Annotated in this window: 14 protein-coding genes and 2 tRNA genes; 2 read left to right on the forward strand and 14 right to left on the reverse strand. The window is 53.5% G+C overall.

Translation table 11 applies throughout. The features are described 5' to 3' along the window. Nucleotides 1-153: 153 nt before the first annotated feature. The 7 genes from rpsO to L6R44_RS13310 all read right to left on the reverse strand — a co-directional run bounded on the left by rpsO (nucleotide 154) and on the right by L6R44_RS13310 (nucleotide 7,018). Nucleotides 154-423, reverse strand: coding sequence for a 30S ribosomal protein S15 (gene rpsO, locus L6R44_RS13280; RefSeq protein ID WP_003861789.1), 270 nt, complete (start codon nucleotides 421-423; stop codon nucleotides 154-156). A gap of 154 nt (nucleotides 424-577) precedes the next feature. Beyond that, the gene (gene truB / locus L6R44_RS13285; RefSeq protein ID WP_237424490.1) at nucleotides 578-1,528 is read right to left on the reverse strand and encodes a tRNA pseudouridine(55) synthase TruB; all 951 of its coding nucleotides are present in this window, start codon (nucleotides 1,526-1,528) and stop codon (nucleotides 578-580) included. Next, complete coding sequence (gene rbfA / locus L6R44_RS13290; protein WP_003024988.1) at nucleotides 1,528-1,932, reverse strand: 30S ribosome-binding factor RbfA; 405 nt, start codon at nucleotides 1,930-1,932, stop codon at nucleotides 1,528-1,530. Before rbfA ends, truB begins: the two co-directional genes overlap by 1 nt. Nucleotides 1,933-2,038: 106 nt before the next feature. Then, the gene (gene infB / locus L6R44_RS13295) at nucleotides 2,039-4,726 is read right to left on the reverse strand and encodes a translation initiation factor IF-2 (protein ID WP_237424491.1); all 2,688 of its coding nucleotides are present in this window, start codon (nucleotides 4,724-4,726) and stop codon (nucleotides 2,039-2,041) included. A 24-nt stretch (nucleotides 4,727-4,750) separates the two neighbouring features. Continuing rightward, entirely contained in the window at nucleotides 4,751-6,253 is a 1,503-nt protein-coding gene (gene nusA, locus L6R44_RS13300) for a transcription termination factor NusA (RefSeq protein ID WP_003861798.1), read from the reverse strand. Between the two features lie 28 nt (nucleotides 6,254-6,281). Continuing rightward, the gene (gene rimP, locus L6R44_RS13305; RefSeq protein ID WP_014833432.1) at nucleotides 6,282-6,734 is read right to left on the reverse strand and encodes a ribosome maturation factor RimP; all 453 of its coding nucleotides are present in this window, start codon (nucleotides 6,732-6,734) and stop codon (nucleotides 6,282-6,284) included. Nucleotides 6,735-6,941: 207 nt separating this feature from the next. Then, nucleotides 6,942-7,018 (reverse strand) — tRNA-Met (locus L6R44_RS13310). A 287-nt stretch (nucleotides 7,019-7,305) separates the two neighbouring features. Here L6R44_RS13310 and argG point away from each other — a divergent pair. Next, complete coding sequence (gene argG, locus L6R44_RS13315; RefSeq protein WP_014885375.1) at nucleotides 7,306-8,652, forward strand: argininosuccinate synthase; 1,347 nt, start codon at nucleotides 7,306-7,308, stop codon at nucleotides 8,650-8,652. A gap of 152 nt (nucleotides 8,653-8,804) precedes the next feature. Here argG and L6R44_RS13320 read toward each other — a convergent pair. From L6R44_RS13320 to rlmE, 6 genes are all read right to left on the reverse strand, one after another. Then, nucleotides 8,805-8,891: transfer RNA gene (locus L6R44_RS13320), tRNA-Leu, on the reverse strand. Between the two features lie 9 nt (nucleotides 8,892-8,900). After that, the gene (gene secG / locus L6R44_RS13325) at nucleotides 8,901-9,233 is read right to left on the reverse strand and encodes a preprotein translocase subunit SecG (RefSeq protein WP_237424492.1); all 333 of its coding nucleotides are present in this window, start codon (nucleotides 9,231-9,233) and stop codon (nucleotides 8,901-8,903) included. Between the two features lie 223 nt (nucleotides 9,234-9,456). Beyond that, a complete protein-coding gene (gene glmM / locus L6R44_RS13330) occupies nucleotides 9,457-10,794 on the reverse strand; it encodes a phosphoglucosamine mutase (protein WP_032642349.1) in 1,338 nt (445 codons plus the stop codon). After that, nucleotides 10,787-11,635 carry a dihydropteroate synthase gene (gene folP, locus L6R44_RS13335; RefSeq protein WP_237424493.1) on the reverse strand — a complete coding sequence of 283 codons (849 nt, stop codon included), beginning with the start codon at nucleotides 11,633-11,635 and terminating at the stop codon, nucleotides 10,787-10,789. The genes glmM and folP overlap by 8 nt, the downstream gene beginning before the upstream one ends. Nucleotides 11,636-11,733: 98 nt before the next feature. Further along, nucleotides 11,734-13,668, reverse strand: a complete 1,935-nt coding sequence (ftsH, locus tag L6R44_RS13340) for an ATP-dependent zinc metalloprotease FtsH (RefSeq protein ID WP_014833437.1) — start codon at nucleotides 13,666-13,668, stop codon at nucleotides 11,734-11,736. 102 nt (nucleotides 13,669-13,770) lie between these two features. After that, entirely contained in the window at nucleotides 13,771-14,397 is a 627-nt protein-coding gene (rlmE, locus tag L6R44_RS13345) for a 23S rRNA (uridine(2552)-2'-O)-methyltransferase RlmE (RefSeq protein ID WP_003861812.1), read from the reverse strand. A gap of 127 nt (nucleotides 14,398-14,524) precedes the next feature. On the opposite strand from rlmE, the gene yhbY reads away from it, so the two are divergent. Beyond that, a complete protein-coding gene (gene yhbY, locus L6R44_RS13350) occupies nucleotides 14,525-14,818 on the forward strand; it encodes a ribosome assembly RNA-binding protein YhbY (RefSeq protein WP_003861814.1) in 294 nt (97 codons plus the stop codon). Between the two features lie 151 nt (nucleotides 14,819-14,969). On the opposite strand, the gene greA is transcribed toward yhbY, so the two are convergent. Next, entirely contained in the window at nucleotides 14,970-15,446 is a 477-nt protein-coding gene (gene greA / locus L6R44_RS13355; protein ID WP_014171793.1) for a transcription elongation factor GreA, read from the reverse strand. Nucleotides 15,447-15,496: the final 50 nt, after the last annotated feature.

A 15,496-nucleotide genomic window follows, 5' to 3' on the forward strand; every position in this document is an offset into this window, starting at 1 on the left:
AACCAACACCCCCATGGGTGAAGCCTCTCATTAGCCGCGCGAACCTCTGCAATGAAGATCATTTATAGCAACAATACAATAGTTTCCAGTGAATTGCTGCCGTCTGGTTGAAAAAAGGGGCCATCAGGCCCCCTTTTCTGAAACTCGCAAGACTTAGCGACGCAGACCCAGACGCTCGATCAGCGCGGTGTAGCGTGCAACATCTTTACGTTTCAGGTAGTCGAGCAGTTTACGACGCTGAGAAACCATGCGCAGCAGACCACGACGGCTGTGGTGATCTTTTTTGTGCTCTGCAAAGTGACCCTGCAGGTGGTTAATCTGTGCAGTCAGCAGTGCAACCTGAACTTCGGTAGAACCGCTGTCGTTAGTACCACGACCAAACTCAGAAACGATTTTAGCTTTAGCTTCAACGCTTAGAGACATTTTCAAACTCCAAAGTATAAAGAATGTAAGGGTGCCGATCTCTAATTCAGCGACCCCATGTACGCCCCGCAGATTGTTAAACAATTTACCAGGCGTTAAGCGGCGATATTCTACTCGTCTCCCCTGCTTATCGCAAGGTGAGCCGTTATCACCGTCATGCGTCGACCGGATATTCGACGACCAGACGACGCGGCGCAACGCGCCCTTCGCCATCCATTTCGCCCATCCCGATGAATTTCCCTTCGTCACCTTCAGTCACGCGCACCAGTCCTTCCTGCGGCGCTTGTGCCGTGCGAACCGGATTGCCGTTCTTAAAGTAAACGGACGATGTTAAAGGAAGATTAACAATCGGGAAGTCCGCTGCCGGACTGTCCATCGGCATCAGCAGGGGATCCAGCAAATCTGCCGGCGCGATCCCCTGGGCTTCCGCCTGCTCAACCAGCTCGCGAAGATGTTCCAGGGTTACCATCCGCTCCACCGGGTATTTGCTCACCGCCAGACGGCGCAGGTAAATCACATGCGCGCCGCAGCCCAGCTTTTCGCCGAGGTCATCAATGATGGTGCGAATATAGGTCCCTTTCGAACAGTGCACTTCCAGCTCCAGCTCATCACCTTGATGGCGAATAAAGAGCAGCTCATACACGGTAATCGGACGGGCTTCACGCGGGACGTCAATGCCCTGACGTGCATATTCGTAGAGTTTCTTGCCCTGATATTTCAGCGCCGAATACATCGACGGCACCTGCATCGTGTCCCCACGGAAGCTCTCCAGCGCAGCGTCAAGCTGCTCCGCGCTGAAGGTCAGCGGACGCTCTTCCACGACCTGGCCATCCGCGTCGGAGGTATCCGTGCGCTGGCCCAGCTTAGCGATAACGCGGTAGCGCTTATCGGAGTCGAGCAGGTACTGGGAAAACTTTGTCGCCTCACCCAGGCATACCGGCAGCATGCCGGTTGCCAGCGGATCGAGCGCGCCGGTGTGGCCCGCCCGGTTGGCGTTATAAATACGCTTCACTTTTTGCAGCACGTCGTTGCTGGATGCACCCTGGGGTTTATCCAGCAGCAGCACACCATGCACGTCGCGACCGCGACGACGAGGACGACTCATCAGTCCTCCTTGCTGTCGTCCGCCGGGTTAACACGACGCTCGTCGTCATGTTTCACCACGCTGGTCACCAGGTTGGACATACGCATACCTTCGACCAGCGAGTTGTCGTAGAAGAAGGTCAGTTCAGGCACGATACGCAGGCGCATCGCTTTACCGAGCAGAGAGCGGATGAAGCCGGAGGCTTCCTGCAGCGCTTTAATGCCGTTTTTCACGGCCGCTTCGTCCTGATCGTTCAGGAAGGTGACGAACACTTTTGCATACGCCAGATCGCGGGACATTTCGACACCGGACACGGTGGTCATCATGCCGACGCGCGGGTCTTTAATTTCACGTTGCAGAATGAGTGCGATCTCTTTCTGCATTTCCTGCGCTACGCGCTGAGGGCGACCAAATTCTTTCGCCATAATAAATTCTCCAGACAAAAAAGGGGCTAAAGCCCCTTTTTGAAATTATTGCCGGGTGGCGCTTCGCTTACCCGGCCTACGTCAGCCAATCTTCAGTCGACGAAGATTATGCGATGGTACGCTGAATTTCGATGATCTCGAACACTTCGATCATATCGCCAACGCGAACGTCGTTGTAGTTCTTCACGCCGATACCACATTCCATGCCGTTACGGACTTCGTTGACGTCATCTTTGAAGCGGCGCAGGGATTCCAGCTCGCCTTCGTAGATAACCACGTTGTCACGCAGTACGCGGATTGGGTTGTGACGCTTGATGTTACCTTCGGTAACCATACAGCCCGCGATCGCACCGAATTTCGGTGATTTGAACACGTCACGTACTTCAGCCAGACCGATGATCTGCTGTTTCAGCTCAGGAGACAGCATGCCGCTCATCGCTGCTTTCACTTCGTCGATCAGGTTATAGATGACGGAGTAGTAACGCAGATCCAGGCTTTCAGCTTCAATCACTTTACGCGCAGAGGCATCCGCACGAACGTTGAAGCCAACCAGGATAGCGTTGGACGCAGCGGCCAGGGTCGCGTCGGTTTCGGTGATACCACCTACGCCAGAACCGATGATCTTCACTTTCACTTCGTCGGTAGACAGTTTCAGCAAGGAGTCGGAGATCGCTTCCACAGAACCCTGAACGTCGGCTTTCAGAACAACGTTCACTTCGTGAACTTCGCCCTCGGTCATGTTGGCAAACATGTTCTCGAGTTTAGATTTCTGCTGACGAGCCAGCTTAACTTCACGGAATTTGCCCTGACGATACAGTGCCACTTCACGCGCTTTCTTCTCGTCACGTACAACGGTCACTTCGTCACCGGCAGCCGGAACACCGGACAGACCCAGGATTTCCACTGGAATGGACGGACCCGCTTCCAGCACTTCCTGACCCAGTTCGTTACGCATCGCACGAACACGACCGTATTCGAAACCGCACAGAACGATATCGCCTTTGTGCAGCGTACCTTCACGAACCAGAACGGTAGCAACCGGGCCACGTCCTTTATCCAGGAAGGATTCGATAACCGCACCGCTCGCCATACCGTTACGGATGGCTTTCAGCTCCAGAACTTCGGCCTGCAGCAGGATCGCGTCCAGCAGTTCGTCGATACCGGTACCCGCTTTCGCAGACACGTGTACGAACTGGCTTTCGCCGCCCCACTCTTCCGGCAGGATGCCGTACTGGGAAAGTTCGTTTTTAACGCGATCGGGATCCGCTTCTGGCTTATCGATCTTGTTCACGGCAACCACAACCGGCACACCGGCCGCTTTCGCGTGCTGGATAGCTTCGATGGTCTGCGGCATCACGCCGTCGTCTGCAGCAACAACCAGTACAACGATATCCGTCGCCTGAGCACCACGAGCACGCATAGAGGTAAACGCGGCGTGGCCTGGGGTATCCAGGAAGGTGATCATACCGTTGTCAGTTTCTACGTGGTATGCACCGATGTGCTGCGTAATACCACCCGCTTCGCCAGAGGCAACCTTGGTAGAGCGAATGTAGTCAAGCAGAGAGGTTTTACCGTGGTCAACGTGACCCATGATGGTCACTACCGGTGCGCGCGGTTCTGCCGCAGCACCTGTGTCACGGTCGCTCATTACCGCTTCTTCCAGCTCGTTTTCACGACGCAGGATAACTTTGTGGCCCATCTCTTCGGCAACCAGCTGTGCGGTTTCCTGGTCGATGACCTGGTTGATGGTCGCCATTGCGCCCAGCTTCATCATCGCTTTGATGACCTGAGAGCCTTTAACCGCCATCTTGTTCGCCAGTTCGCCAACGGTGATGGTTTCGCCAATCACGACGTCACGGTTAACGGCCTGAGCTGGCTTCTGGAAGCCCTGCTGCAGCGCGGAACCTTTGCGCTTGCCGCCTTTACCACCGCGAACGGCCGCGCGTGCTTCTTCACGGTCAGCTTTAGATTCAGCGTGCTTGTTGCCTTTTTTCGCCGGACGCGCAGCTTTTGCATTACGGCCACGGCCACGACCGCCTTCAACTTCACGGTCGTTATCATCTTCAGCCTGACGCGCATGCTGAGAAGTGGTCACGTGATAGTCGCTGGTGTCTTCAGTCGGCTCAACGGTATTCACACCATTCTTCTCGTTTTCTTCAGCCATACGGCGCGCTTCTTCGGCGACGCGGCGAGCTTCTTCTTCCAGCTTACGGCGGGCTTCTTCTTCCGCTTTACGCTTCAGCTCGGCAGCTTCATTTTCACGGCGGGCTTTTTCAGCCTGGGCGGTTTTGGTCATTTCGTCTGTCTGTTGATTGCTCACTTTGTCTTTTTCCGCAGCGTCACGCTTCACTTTATCACTTGCGTCGCGTTTCGCTTTTTCTGCGGCCTCACGTTCAGCTTTTAATTCTGCTTCACGTTTGGCGGCTGCTTCCGCCTCACGCTGAGCTTGTTCTTCCGCTTCACGCTGTGCCTGCTCTTCCGCGGCAAGGCGTTCTGCCTCTTGCGGATCACGTTTTACAAAGGTGCGCGTCTTGCGGACTTCAATTTGTACCGATTTGCTTTTGCCACCGGTACCAGGGATATTTAACGTGCTGCGCGTTTTGCGCTGCAGCGTTAACTTGTCAGGCGTAGAGCCGTGTTCACGGTTCAGGTGCGTTAACAAGGTTTGTTTTTCTTGCGCGGTCACCGAGTCATCAGCGGACTTCGGGATCCCTGCATCAGCAAATTGCTGTACCAGGCGGTCCACGGAGGTCTGAATCTCAGCAGCCAGCGATTTTACAGTTACATCAGTCATGCTGTTCCTTCCTGCTACAGTTTATTACGCTTCGTCGCCGAACCAGCAAATATTACGTGCGGCCATGATGAGCTCGCCGGCTTTCTCGTCGGTTAAACCTTCGATATCAGCCAGGTCATCAACGCCTTGCTCAGCGAGATCTTCCAGCGTACAAACACCACGGGCAGCCAGCTTGAACGCAATCGCACGATCAAGACCTTCCAGATTCAGCAGGTCATCAGCCGGCTTCTTATCGCCAAGGCTTTCTTCCTGAGCCAGTGCCAGGGTGGTCAGTGCGTTTTTAGCGCGTTCACGCAGGGCTTCAACGGTTGGTTCATCCAGACCGTCAATTTCCAGCAGCTCTTTCATTGGCACATAGGCCAGTTCTTCCAGCGTAGAGAAACCTTCTTCAACCAGAACAGTGGCGAAGTCTTCGTCAATGTCGAGGTATTTAGTGAAGGTATCGATCGCCGCATGGGCTTCAGCCTGATGCTTAGCCTGCAGGTCATCAACGGTCATCACGTTGAGTTCCCAGCCGCTCAGCTGTGACGCCAGGCGTACGTTCTGACCGTTACGGCCGATCGCCTGCGCCAGGTTGCCCGCTTCAACAGCGATATCCATGGTGTGTTTGTCTTCGTCAACAACGATAGACGCCACATCAGCTGGAGCCATTGCGTTGATCACGAACTGCGCCGGGTTGTCATCCCACAGAACGATATCAATACGTTCGCCGCCCAGCTCAGTAGACACTGCCTGGACACGCGCACCGCGCATACCGACGCAAGCACCGACCGGGTCGATACGCTTGTCGTTGGTTTTCACCGCAATTTTCGCACGGGAGCCCGGATCGCGAGCTGCCGCTTTAATCTCGATAACTTCTTCACCGATTTCCGGTACTTCGATACGGAACAGTTCTACCAGCATTTCTGGTTTAGAACGGGTCACGAACAGCTGTGCACCACGCGCTTCAGGGCGTACCGCGTACAGAACGCCGCGAATACGGTCGCCTGGGCGGAAGTTTTCACGCGGCAGCATATCTTCACGCAGGATCACGGCTTCAGCGTTACCCGGCAACCCTTCGGATTTGATCTCCAGAGAGATGTTGTCGCGGTTCACTTTCTTCACCACGCCGGTGATGATCTCGCCTTCCTGATCGCGGAACTGATCGACAACCAGCGCGCGCTCGGCTTCGCGCACTTTCTGCACGATAACCTGTTTAGCGGTCTGAGTTGTGATACGGTCGAAGGTAACAGATTCAATCTGATCTTCAACATAGTCACCCACGTTCAGACTTTCGTCTTCAAAACGGGCAGCTTCCAGCGTGATCTCTTTCGTCGGCTGGGTCACTTCTTCAACGATTACCCAACGACGGAAGGTATCGAAGTCACCGCTTTTACGATCGATTTCTACGCGAACATCGATCTCTTGCTCGTATTTTTTCTTGGTTGCTGTAGCCAGTGCACTTTCCAGCGCTTCGAAAATCTTCTCACGCGGCAGTGATTTCTCGTTGGAGACGGCTTCAACAACAGCCAAAATTTCTTTGTTCATCGCGGGCTTTTCACCTCAATCCAGACTGTTAAAAGTGGGGAACCAGGTTCGCCTTCTGGATATTACTCAGCGCGAACACTTCATCTTTGCCTTCGACTGTCACCGTGATCATTTCACCATCAACGGCTTTGATAATTCCCTGCCATTTACGGCGGTTCTGTACGGCCATACGCAGAACGAGAGCCACTTCTTCACCGGTAAAGCGCACGTAGTGCTCGGCCGTGAACATCGGGCGATCGAGGCCAGGTGAGGAAACTTCCAGGTTGTACGCAACGGTAATCGGGTCTTCAACATCAAGAACCGCACTCACCTGGTGGCTGACATCAGCACAATCATCAACATTGATGCCATCTTCACTATCAATATAGATGCGCAGCGTCGATGTACGGCCGCGAACGAATTCGATGCCGACCAGTTCGTAGCCCAGTGCTTCGACCGGTGCAGTAATCATCTCTGTTAATTTTTGCTCTAATGTGGACAAGCCCACCCCCAAGACATAAAAAAAGGGCGTAAAGCCCAGTTATTCTGTAGTCAGATAACAAAAAACCCCGATAAATCGGGGCTTTAGATAACTGAACCCTATAGCCACAACTGTGGCCTGGAGCACTCTCCGAAAGAATTTTTTCAAATCCAGCTACGAAGGCTCTAAGTCTTCACAGTATATTTGAAAAAGAACTTTATGGGAAAGTGGTTGCGGGGGCCGGATTTGAACCGACGACCTTCGGGTTATGAGCCCGACGAGCTACCAGGCTGCTCCACCCCGCGCCTGAAACGTGGCAAATTCTACGCGTTTTGGACAGAATTTGCAAATAATGCTGGGATTTGGTACCGAAGACGGGACGTAAAATCGGCGTTTAGTATATTGATAGTTGACCCCACCTGTCAAGGCGACTTCCGCCAGAGCGATCGGACCAAAATTTTTACAAAAAACGCACGACTCTCTTCCTGTCTTCGCCAAAAGATGATTAAATGAATACTCACTTATTTTGCATAAAAATGCACAAGAGAGCGAAAGCGGTCTCTAATCAGTCAATCAAGCAGGGTTTTATTCTATGACGACGATTCTCAAGCATCTTCCGGTAGGACAACGTATTGGCATCGCTTTCTCAGGCGGCCTGGATACCAGCGCTGCACTGCTGTGGATGCGCCAGAAGGGAGCGGTTCCGTATGCCTATACTGCGAACCTGGGTCAGCCGGATGAGGACGACTATGATGCCATTCCTCGTCGCGCTAAAGAGTATGGCGCAGAGAACGCGCGCCTGATTGACTGCCGTAAGCAACTGGTTGCGGAGGGTATCGCGGCTATTCAGTGTGGTGCATTCCATAACACCACCGGCGGCCTGACCTATTTCAACACCACCCCGCTGGGCCGTGCCGTTACCGGCACCATGCTGGTTGCCGCCATGAAAGAAGACGGCGTTAACATCTGGGGTGACGGCAGCACCTATAAAGGAAACGATATTGAACGTTTCTATCGTTATGGCCTGCTGACCAACGCCGAACTGCAGATCTACAAGCCGTGGCTGGATACCGACTTCATCGACGAGCTGGGTGGCCGTCATGAGATGTCAGAATTTATGATCGCCTGTGGTTTCGACTATAAGATGTCAGTCGAGAAAGCGTACTCCACCGACTCCAACATGCTGGGTGCAACGCACGAAGCGAAAGACCTGGAATTCCTGAACTCCAGCGTGAAGATCGTTAACCCGATCATGGGCGTGAAGTTCTGGGATGAGAACGTGAAGATCGCGGCAGAAGAGGTGACCGTGCGTTTCGAACGCGGCCATCCGGTTGCGCTGAACGGCAAAACCTTCTCTGACGATGTTGAGCTGATGCTGGAAGCGAACCGCATCGGCGGTCGTCACGGTCTGGGTATGAGCGATCAGATTGAAAACCGTATCATCGAAGCAAAAAGCCGCGGTATCTATGAAGCACCGGGGATGGCGCTGCTGCACATCGCTTACGAGCGTCTGCTGACCGGTATCCATAACGAAGACACCATCGAGCAGTATCACTCGCATGGCCGCCAGCTGGGTAAACTGCTGTATCAGGGCCGCTGGTTCGATCCGCAGGCGCTGATGCTGCGTGATGCACTGCAGCGTTGGGTGGCAAGCGCGATCACCGGCGAAGTGACGCTGGAGCTGCGTCGCGGTAACGACTACTCCATCCTGAATACCGTGTCTGACAACCTGACCTATAAAGCAGAGCGTCTGACCATGGAGAAAGGGGAATCGGTCTTCTCACCTGACGATCGTATTGGTCAGCTGACCATGCGTAACCTGGACATCACCGATACCCGTGAAAAGCTGTTCAACTATGTTGAGAATGGCCTGCTCTCCGCCAGTTCCGGTAACGGCCTGCCGCAGGTAGAAAACCTGGAGCACAGCGATAAGAAGTAATCGACAGCAAGTCATGCAAAAGGCGCCCATCAGGCGCCTTTTTTGTTTGGTGTTTGTAGGGCGGGTAAGCGCAGCGCCACCCGCCATTTCGCCTGCCACACAATGTACAAACGAAAAAAAAGACGTCTTTCGACGTCTTTTTTCTGGAATATTGGTACCGAGGATGGGACTCGAACCCACAAGCCCGTTAGGGCACTACCACCTCAAGGTAGCGTGTCTACCAATTCCACCACCTCGGTACGGAATACTTACTGCGGGATATCGCTGGTTGGCTTAGCCGGTGCAGCTGGCTGAGCCTGCTCAGTTTTTGCTGGCGCGCTCAGATTTTCCCACTCGCTTCCTTTGCTGGTCTTGTTGCTGTTGATATTGCCAAGCACCAGGCTGATGATGAAGAACAGCGTAGCCAGAATCGCTGTGGTGCGGGTCATGAAGTTCGCAGAACCACTTGAACCGAACAGCGTACCGGAAGCGCCTGCTCCGAAGGAGGCTCCCATATCAGCGCCTTTACCTTGCTGCAGCATAATCAGCGCTACGAGAGCGATGGCTACAATAAGGAAAACAACTAAAAGAGCTTCGTACATAATCAACCTGTTCCTTGCGGATTTGCCGCATACCAATGCTTCGACCAATTAGCAGGATTTCTGTTTCCCACTGAAGCGGGTGTGAATACTAACCAAAGCGAATCACCTTCGCAAGGGCATTTTCGACGCATTGTATCAACTGCGGAAAAAAACAGCAAAAAGCCATTAATTGCTTAAAACAAAGGCGGCAAACGCCGCCTTTTTAAACATTTAGCATGCAAGATTATGCAGCTTTCACGGCATCCGCAATACGGTGCGCGAATTCGGTTACCTGCGCTTCGTCTTCACCTTCTACCATCACGCGGATCAAAGGTTCAGTTCCGGACTTACGCAGCAGCACGCGTCCACGGCTGCCCAGGGCCGCCTCAACGTCAGCCATTACGGCTTTCACGTTGTCATTTTCCAGCGGATCGCCTTTGCCAGCAGTGAAACGGACGTTTACCAGGACCTGTGGGAACATTTTCATGCCGCTGCAGAGATCGTGCAGGCTCATATGGTTGCGCGCCATTGCGGCAACCACCTGCAGCGCGGCCACAATGCCGTCACCGGTGGTGGTTTTATCGAGCAGGATCACGTGACCCGAGTTTTCTGCACCGATGCGCCAGCCCTTCTCCTGCAATTTTTCCAGCACATAGCGATCGCCCACTTTCGCGCGAACAAACGGAATACCGAGCTGTTTCAGCGCCAGTTCCAGGCCCATGTTACTCATCAGCGTGCCGACGGCACCGCCGCGCAGCTGGCCCTGGCGCAGCCCTTCGCGTGCAATGATGTAAAGGATCTGATCGCCGTCGACCTTGTTACCTTCGTGGTCAACCATGATCACGCGGTCACCGTCGCCGTCCAGAGCAATACCCAGATCGGCTTTTTCGGCCAGAACGCGCGCCTGCAGGGCACGCACGTCAGTAGCGCCCACCTGCTCGTTGATGTTCAGACCATCCGGCTCGCAGCCAATGGCGATCACTTTCGCACCCAGCTCGCGGAATACGTTTGGCGCAATGTGGTAGGTCGCACCGTTGGCACAGTCCACCACAATTTTGAGGTGGGCCAGGCTCAGCTCATTCGGGAAGGTACCTTTACAGAATTCGATATAGCGACCCGCCGCATCAACGATACGGTTCGCTTTACCCAGCTCTGCGGAGTCCACGCAGGTGATCTCTTTTTCCATTTCGGCTTCAATGGCTTCTTCCACGTCATCCGGCAGCTTGGTGCCATCAATGGAGAAGAACTTGATGCCGTTGTCATAGAACGGGTTGTGCGAGGCCGAAATCACAATTCCCGCTTCAGCGCGAAAGGTGCGCGTCAGATACGCAACGGCTGGCGTCGGCATTGGGCCCGTAAAGGAGGCAGACAGCCCGGCCGCTGCCAGACCGGCTTCCAGCGCGGATTCCAGCATATAACCTGAAATACGGGTATCTTTACCAATAATGATCTTACGGGAGCCATGACGTGCGAGTACCTTGCCAGCAGCCCAGCCGAGCTTAAGGACAAAATCAGGCGTGATAGGCGCATCGCCGACACGCCCACGGATACCATCGGTCCCAAAATATTTACGATTACTCATAGCGTTTGTTTTCCTTCGCTGCCAGTGTGGCTTCCACCACGCGCATGGCTTCTACTGTTTCTTTGACGTCATGGACACGGATAATGTGCGCACCCTGCATCGCTGCAATCACCGCACAGGACAGGCTGCCGCTCAGGCGCTCGCTCGGCCCCACGTTAAGCAATTGACCAATCATCGATTTTCTCGACATCCCCACCAGCAGCGGCAGGCCGAAGTGATGGAATTCCGATAAGCGCGCAAGCAGTGCATAGTTGTGGGAGAGATTTTTACCGAAACCGAACCCCGGGTCGAGCAGCAATTTCTCTTTTGGGATACCTGCACGTTCACAGCGTGCGATATGCTCAATAAAGAAGCGATTTACGTCGGCAAAGACATCGTCATACTTCGGTGCTTCCTGCATGGTTTTCGGTTGCCCCTGCATGTGCATCAGACATACCGGCAACCCCGTCTCTGCCGCGGCTTCAAGTGCGCCAGGCTCGGTGAGCGAACGAATATCATTAATAATGTGAGCGCCTACTCTCGCTACTTCACGAATCACTTCTGGTTTAGACGTATCGACCGAGATCCATACCTCAAAACGTTGTGCTATTGCTTCAACCACCGGCACCACGCGCGCCAGCTCTTCTTCCACAGACACGTCTGCCGCACCAGGACGCGTTGATTCTCCGCCAACGTCAATGATGGTAGCACCCGCATTAATCATTAAATTCGCGTGCTTAACCGCCTCGATAAGCGTGTTATGCGTGCCGCCGTCAGAGAAGGAGTCAGGGGTAACATTCAGGATCCCCATCACATGGGGATGGGAAAGATCGAGATGCGAGTCCTGAGCGAATAATTTCATGGCGAAATCCCTGGTATCTTTATAGTTAAACAGAAATGAAAAACCCCGGAGCAAGCTCCAGGGTTTGAGGTACAGACGAACGCTTCAACAGCGGGGACTTACTTATCGCCCAACTGTTCTGACATGGTGTTGCCCGGGTTTGGCGTACGCGGTTCATCGACCGGACGCGGCGCACGCGGGGTGCCATTGTTGTCAGAATTGTTGGAAGCGCCTGGGTCTTCCCAGCCCGCTGGCGGACGCACTTCACGGCGCGCCATCAGGTCGTCAATCTGCGGTGCATCGATGGTCTCATATTTCATGAGCGCATCTTTCATCGAATGCAGGATATCCATATTGTCGTTCAGGATCTGACGCGCGCGACCGTAGTTACGTTCAATCAGCGCTTTCACTTCCTGGTCGATGATACGAGCCGTCTCATCGGACATATGTTTCGCTTTCGCCACGGAGCGACCCAGGAAGACTTCCCCCTCTTCCTCTGCATAAAGCAGCGGACCGAGTTTGTCGGAGAAGCCCCACTGCGTCACCATGTTACGCGCCAGGTTTGTCGCGACCTTAATGTCGTTAGACGCACCGGTCGAAACATGTTCCGCACCGTAGATAATCTCTTCTGCCAGACGACCGCCGTAGAGGGTAGAGATCTGACTTTCCAGCTTCTGACGGCTGGCGCTAATCGCGTCGCCTTCAGGCAGGAAGAAGGTCACACCCAGTGCGCGACCGCGCGGAATAATCGTCACTTTATGCACCGGGTCGTGTTCCGGCACCAGTCGACCAATAATCGCGTGACCGGCTTCGTGGTACGCCGTGGACTCTTTCTGCGCTTCCGTCATCACCATGGAGCGACGTTCCGCACCCATCATGATCTTGTCTTTCGCTTTCTCGAACTCCACCATCGATACGACGCGCTTGTTACCGCGAGCGGCAAACAGTGCAGCTTCGTTGACCAGGTTAGCGAGATCGGCACCGGAGAAGCCCGGGGTACCGCGCGCAATGATGGCCGCGTCGATATCTGGCGCCAGCGGTACGCGACGCATATGGACTTTCAGAATCTGTTCACGACCGCGAACATCCGGCAAACCGACAACAACCTGACGGTCGAAACGGCCTGGGCGCAGCAGCGCCGGGTCAAGTACGTCCGGACGGTTAGTCGCCGCGATAACGATGATACCTTCGTTACCTTCGAAGCCGTCCATCTCAACCAGCATCTGGTTCAGGGTCTGTTCACGTTCATCGTGACCACCGCCCAGGCCTGCGCCACGCTGGCGGCCCACGGCGTCGATTTCATCGATGAAGATAATGCACGGTGCTGCCTTCTTGGCCTGCTCGAACATGTCACGCACGCGAGATGCACCGACACCTACGAACATTTCAACGAAGTCAGAACCTGAAATAGTAAAGAACGGCACCTTCGCTTCACCCGCGATGGCTTTCGCCAGCAGGGTTTTACCGGTACCCGGAGGGCCAACCATCAGCACGCCTTTCGGGATCTTACCGCCCAGCTTCTGGAAACGGCTCGGTTCGCGCAGGTATTCAACCAGTTCCCCCACCTCTTCCTTCGCTTCGTCACAACCGGCAACGTCCGCGAACGTGGTCTTGATCTGGTCTTCCGTCAGCATACGCGCCTTGCTCTTACCGAACGACATGGCACCTTTGCCACCGCCGCCCTGCATCTGGCGCATAAAGAAGATCCAGACGCCGATAAGAAGCAGCATCGGGAACCAGGAGATGAAGATAGAAGCCAGCAGGCTTGGTTCTTCTGGCGGCTCACCGACCACCTTGACGTTTTTGGTCAGAAGGTTATCAAGCAGCTTAGGATCGTTCACCGGGATGTAAGTCGTGTAACGGTTACTATCTTTCTTGGTAACGTTGATCTCACGTCCGTTGATACGCGCTTCGCGAACCTGGTCCTGATTGACCTCCTGCAGGAAGGTAGAATAATCCACCTTGCGGCCATTCGACTCGCTGGGCCCAAAGCTCTGGAATACTGACATCAGCACAACGGCAATGACCAGCCAGAGTATTAGGTTTTTCGCCATGTCACTCAAGGGATTAACCTCATATTACAACTGTGTTAAAAACAGCGTCAGGATACTCTATATCCAGTTTCATTCAAACTTTCGTCTGAAATCTCCCGGTTATCATTTTCGCCCGGTCGCTACAATATACACTTCACGGGAACGGGCCCGGGAAGAGTCCGGCTTACGAACTTTAACCTTCGCAAACAGGGAGCGAATTTCCTTAAGATACTCCTCGAAACCTTCGCCCTGAAACACCTTCACAACAAAACTACCACCAGGCGCTAGTACATCACGACACATTTCTAACGCTAGCTCCACCAGATACATGGCGCGGGGGATATCCACCGCCGGTGTTCCGCACATATTTGGTGCCATATCTGACATGACAACCTGGACCTTACTGTCACCTACACGATCAAGTAACGCTTTCAGCACTAATTCATCACGAAAGTCGCCCTGAAGGAAGTCGACACCGACGATGGGATCCATTGGTAAAAGATCGCACGCGATGATTCGGCCCGTTCCGCCGATCTGCGTTACCGCATACTGGGACCATCCGCCAGGTGCCGCACCGAGGTCAACAACCGTCATCCCCGGCTTAAAAAGTTTGTCACTTTGCTGTATTTCATCAAGTTTAAACCAGGCACGGGAACGTAACCCCTTTTTCTGTGCCTGTTGAACATATTTATCGCTAAAGTGTTCCTGAAGCCAGCGGCTGGAGCTGGCAGAACGCTTTTTACCTGTCATTTAACATTTCCGTCCTGGTTCATCGTTTCTTGCCTGTGACGTAAATTTCTACGCAGCTATTTGGCGATATAAGGGAGATGGCGGTAGAATGAACCGTTTTCAATCCCAACGTAAGCAAAAATATACGATGAATCTGAGTACTAAACAAAAACAGCACCTTAAAGGTCTGGCACATCCGCTCAAGCCTGTAGTGATGCTTGGCAACAATGGTTTGACCGAAGGGGTGCTTGCCGAGATTGAACAAGCGCTGGAACACCACGAGCTGATCAAGGTGAAAATCGCCTCTGAAGACAGAGACACTAAAAACCTGATCGTGGAAGCCATCGTGCGCGAAACCGGCGCCTGTAATGTACAGGTCATCGGTAAAACGCTGGTGCTCTACCGCCCATCTAAAGAGCGTAAAATCTCGCTGCCACGCTAAGGATATCCTGAATCGAACACATTTTCTGTGTGAAACGAGGGATTTCTGTCAGCAGGCGAGCAAAATGCCATGCTCCTTGAGTTGATAAAAGGCCGCTATGCGGCCTTTTTCTTTTCTTTACAATGTATCAACATCTTAGTAGAGAAGCGAATTACAGGTATTCAACCTTAATAATTTCGTATTCCACTTCGCCGCCAGGGGTACGGATGGTGACGACATCGTCCTGCTCTTTGCCAATCAGGCCACGAGCAATAGGCGAGTTCACTGAAATCAGGTTCTGTTTGAAGTCTGCTTCATCATCACCCACGATGCGATAGGTCTGTTCTTCGTCGTTATCCAGGTTCAGCACGGTAACGGTAGAACCAAAGATCACGCGGCCATTGTTAGGCATTTTGGTGATATCGATAACCTGTGCATTGGAGAGTTTGGCTTCGATATCTTTAATACGCCCTTCACAGAAGCCCTGCTGTTCACGCGCAGCGTGATATTCAGCGTTCTCTTTCAGGTCGCCATGCTCGCGCGCATCCGCGATAGCGGCGATGATTTCAGGACGACGCACGGATTTCAGGAAATCCAGCTCTTCGCGCAGTTTTTCGGCACCACGTAAGGTCATCGGAATAGCTTGCATTTGTTATACCTCTTAAACATTCCTGTTGGGAGCAGTGTTCCCTGCTCCTG

It is taken from the genome of Enterobacter cloacae complex sp. ECC445 (assembly GCF_021892025.1).
In the GTDB taxonomy this organism is placed as follows: Bacteria; Pseudomonadota; Gammaproteobacteria; order Enterobacterales; family Enterobacteriaceae; genus Enterobacter; species Enterobacter chengduensis.

Coding starts and splice junctions, on each gene's coding strand:
- rpsO (WP_003861789.1), bottom strand. CDS start 423: ATGTCTCTAAGCGTTGAAGCTAAAGCTAAAATCGTTTCTGAGTTTGGT.
- truB (WP_237424490.1), bottom strand. CDS start 1,528: ATGAGTCGTCCTCGTCGTCGCGGTCGCGACGTGCATGGTGTGCTGCTG.
- rbfA (WP_003024988.1), bottom strand. CDS start 1,932: ATGGCGAAAGAATTTGGTCGCCCTCAGCGCGTAGCGCAGGAAATGCAG.
- infB (WP_237424491.1), bottom strand. CDS start 4,726: ATGACTGATGTAACTGTAAAATCGCTGGCTGCTGAGATTCAGACCTCC.
- nusA (WP_003861798.1), bottom strand. CDS start 6,253: ATGAACAAAGAAATTTTGGCTGTTGTTGAAGCCGTCTCCAACGAGAAA.
- argG (WP_014885375.1), top strand. CDS start 7,306: ATGACGACGATTCTCAAGCATCTTCCGGTAGGACAACGTATTGGCATC.
- secG (WP_237424492.1), bottom strand. CDS start 9,233: ATGTACGAAGCTCTTTTAGTTGTTTTCCTTATTGTAGCCATCGCTCTC.
- glmM (WP_032642349.1), bottom strand. CDS start 10,794: ATGAGTAATCGTAAATATTTTGGGACCGATGGTATCCGTGGGCGTGTC.
- folP (WP_237424493.1), bottom strand. CDS start 11,635: ATGAAATTATTCGCTCAGGACTCGCATCTCGATCTTTCCCATCCCCAT.
- ftsH (WP_014833437.1), bottom strand. CDS start 13,668: ATGGCGAAAAACCTAATACTCTGGCTGGTCATTGCCGTTGTGCTGATG.
- rlmE (WP_003861812.1), bottom strand. CDS start 14,397: ATGACAGGTAAAAAGCGTTCTGCCAGCTCCAGCCGCTGGCTTCAGGAA.
- yhbY (WP_003861814.1), top strand. CDS start 14,525: ATGAATCTGAGTACTAAACAAAAACAGCACCTTAAAGGTCTGGCACAT.
- greA (WP_014171793.1), bottom strand. CDS start 15,446: ATGCAAGCTATTCCGATGACCTTACGTGGTGCCGAAAAACTGCGCGAA.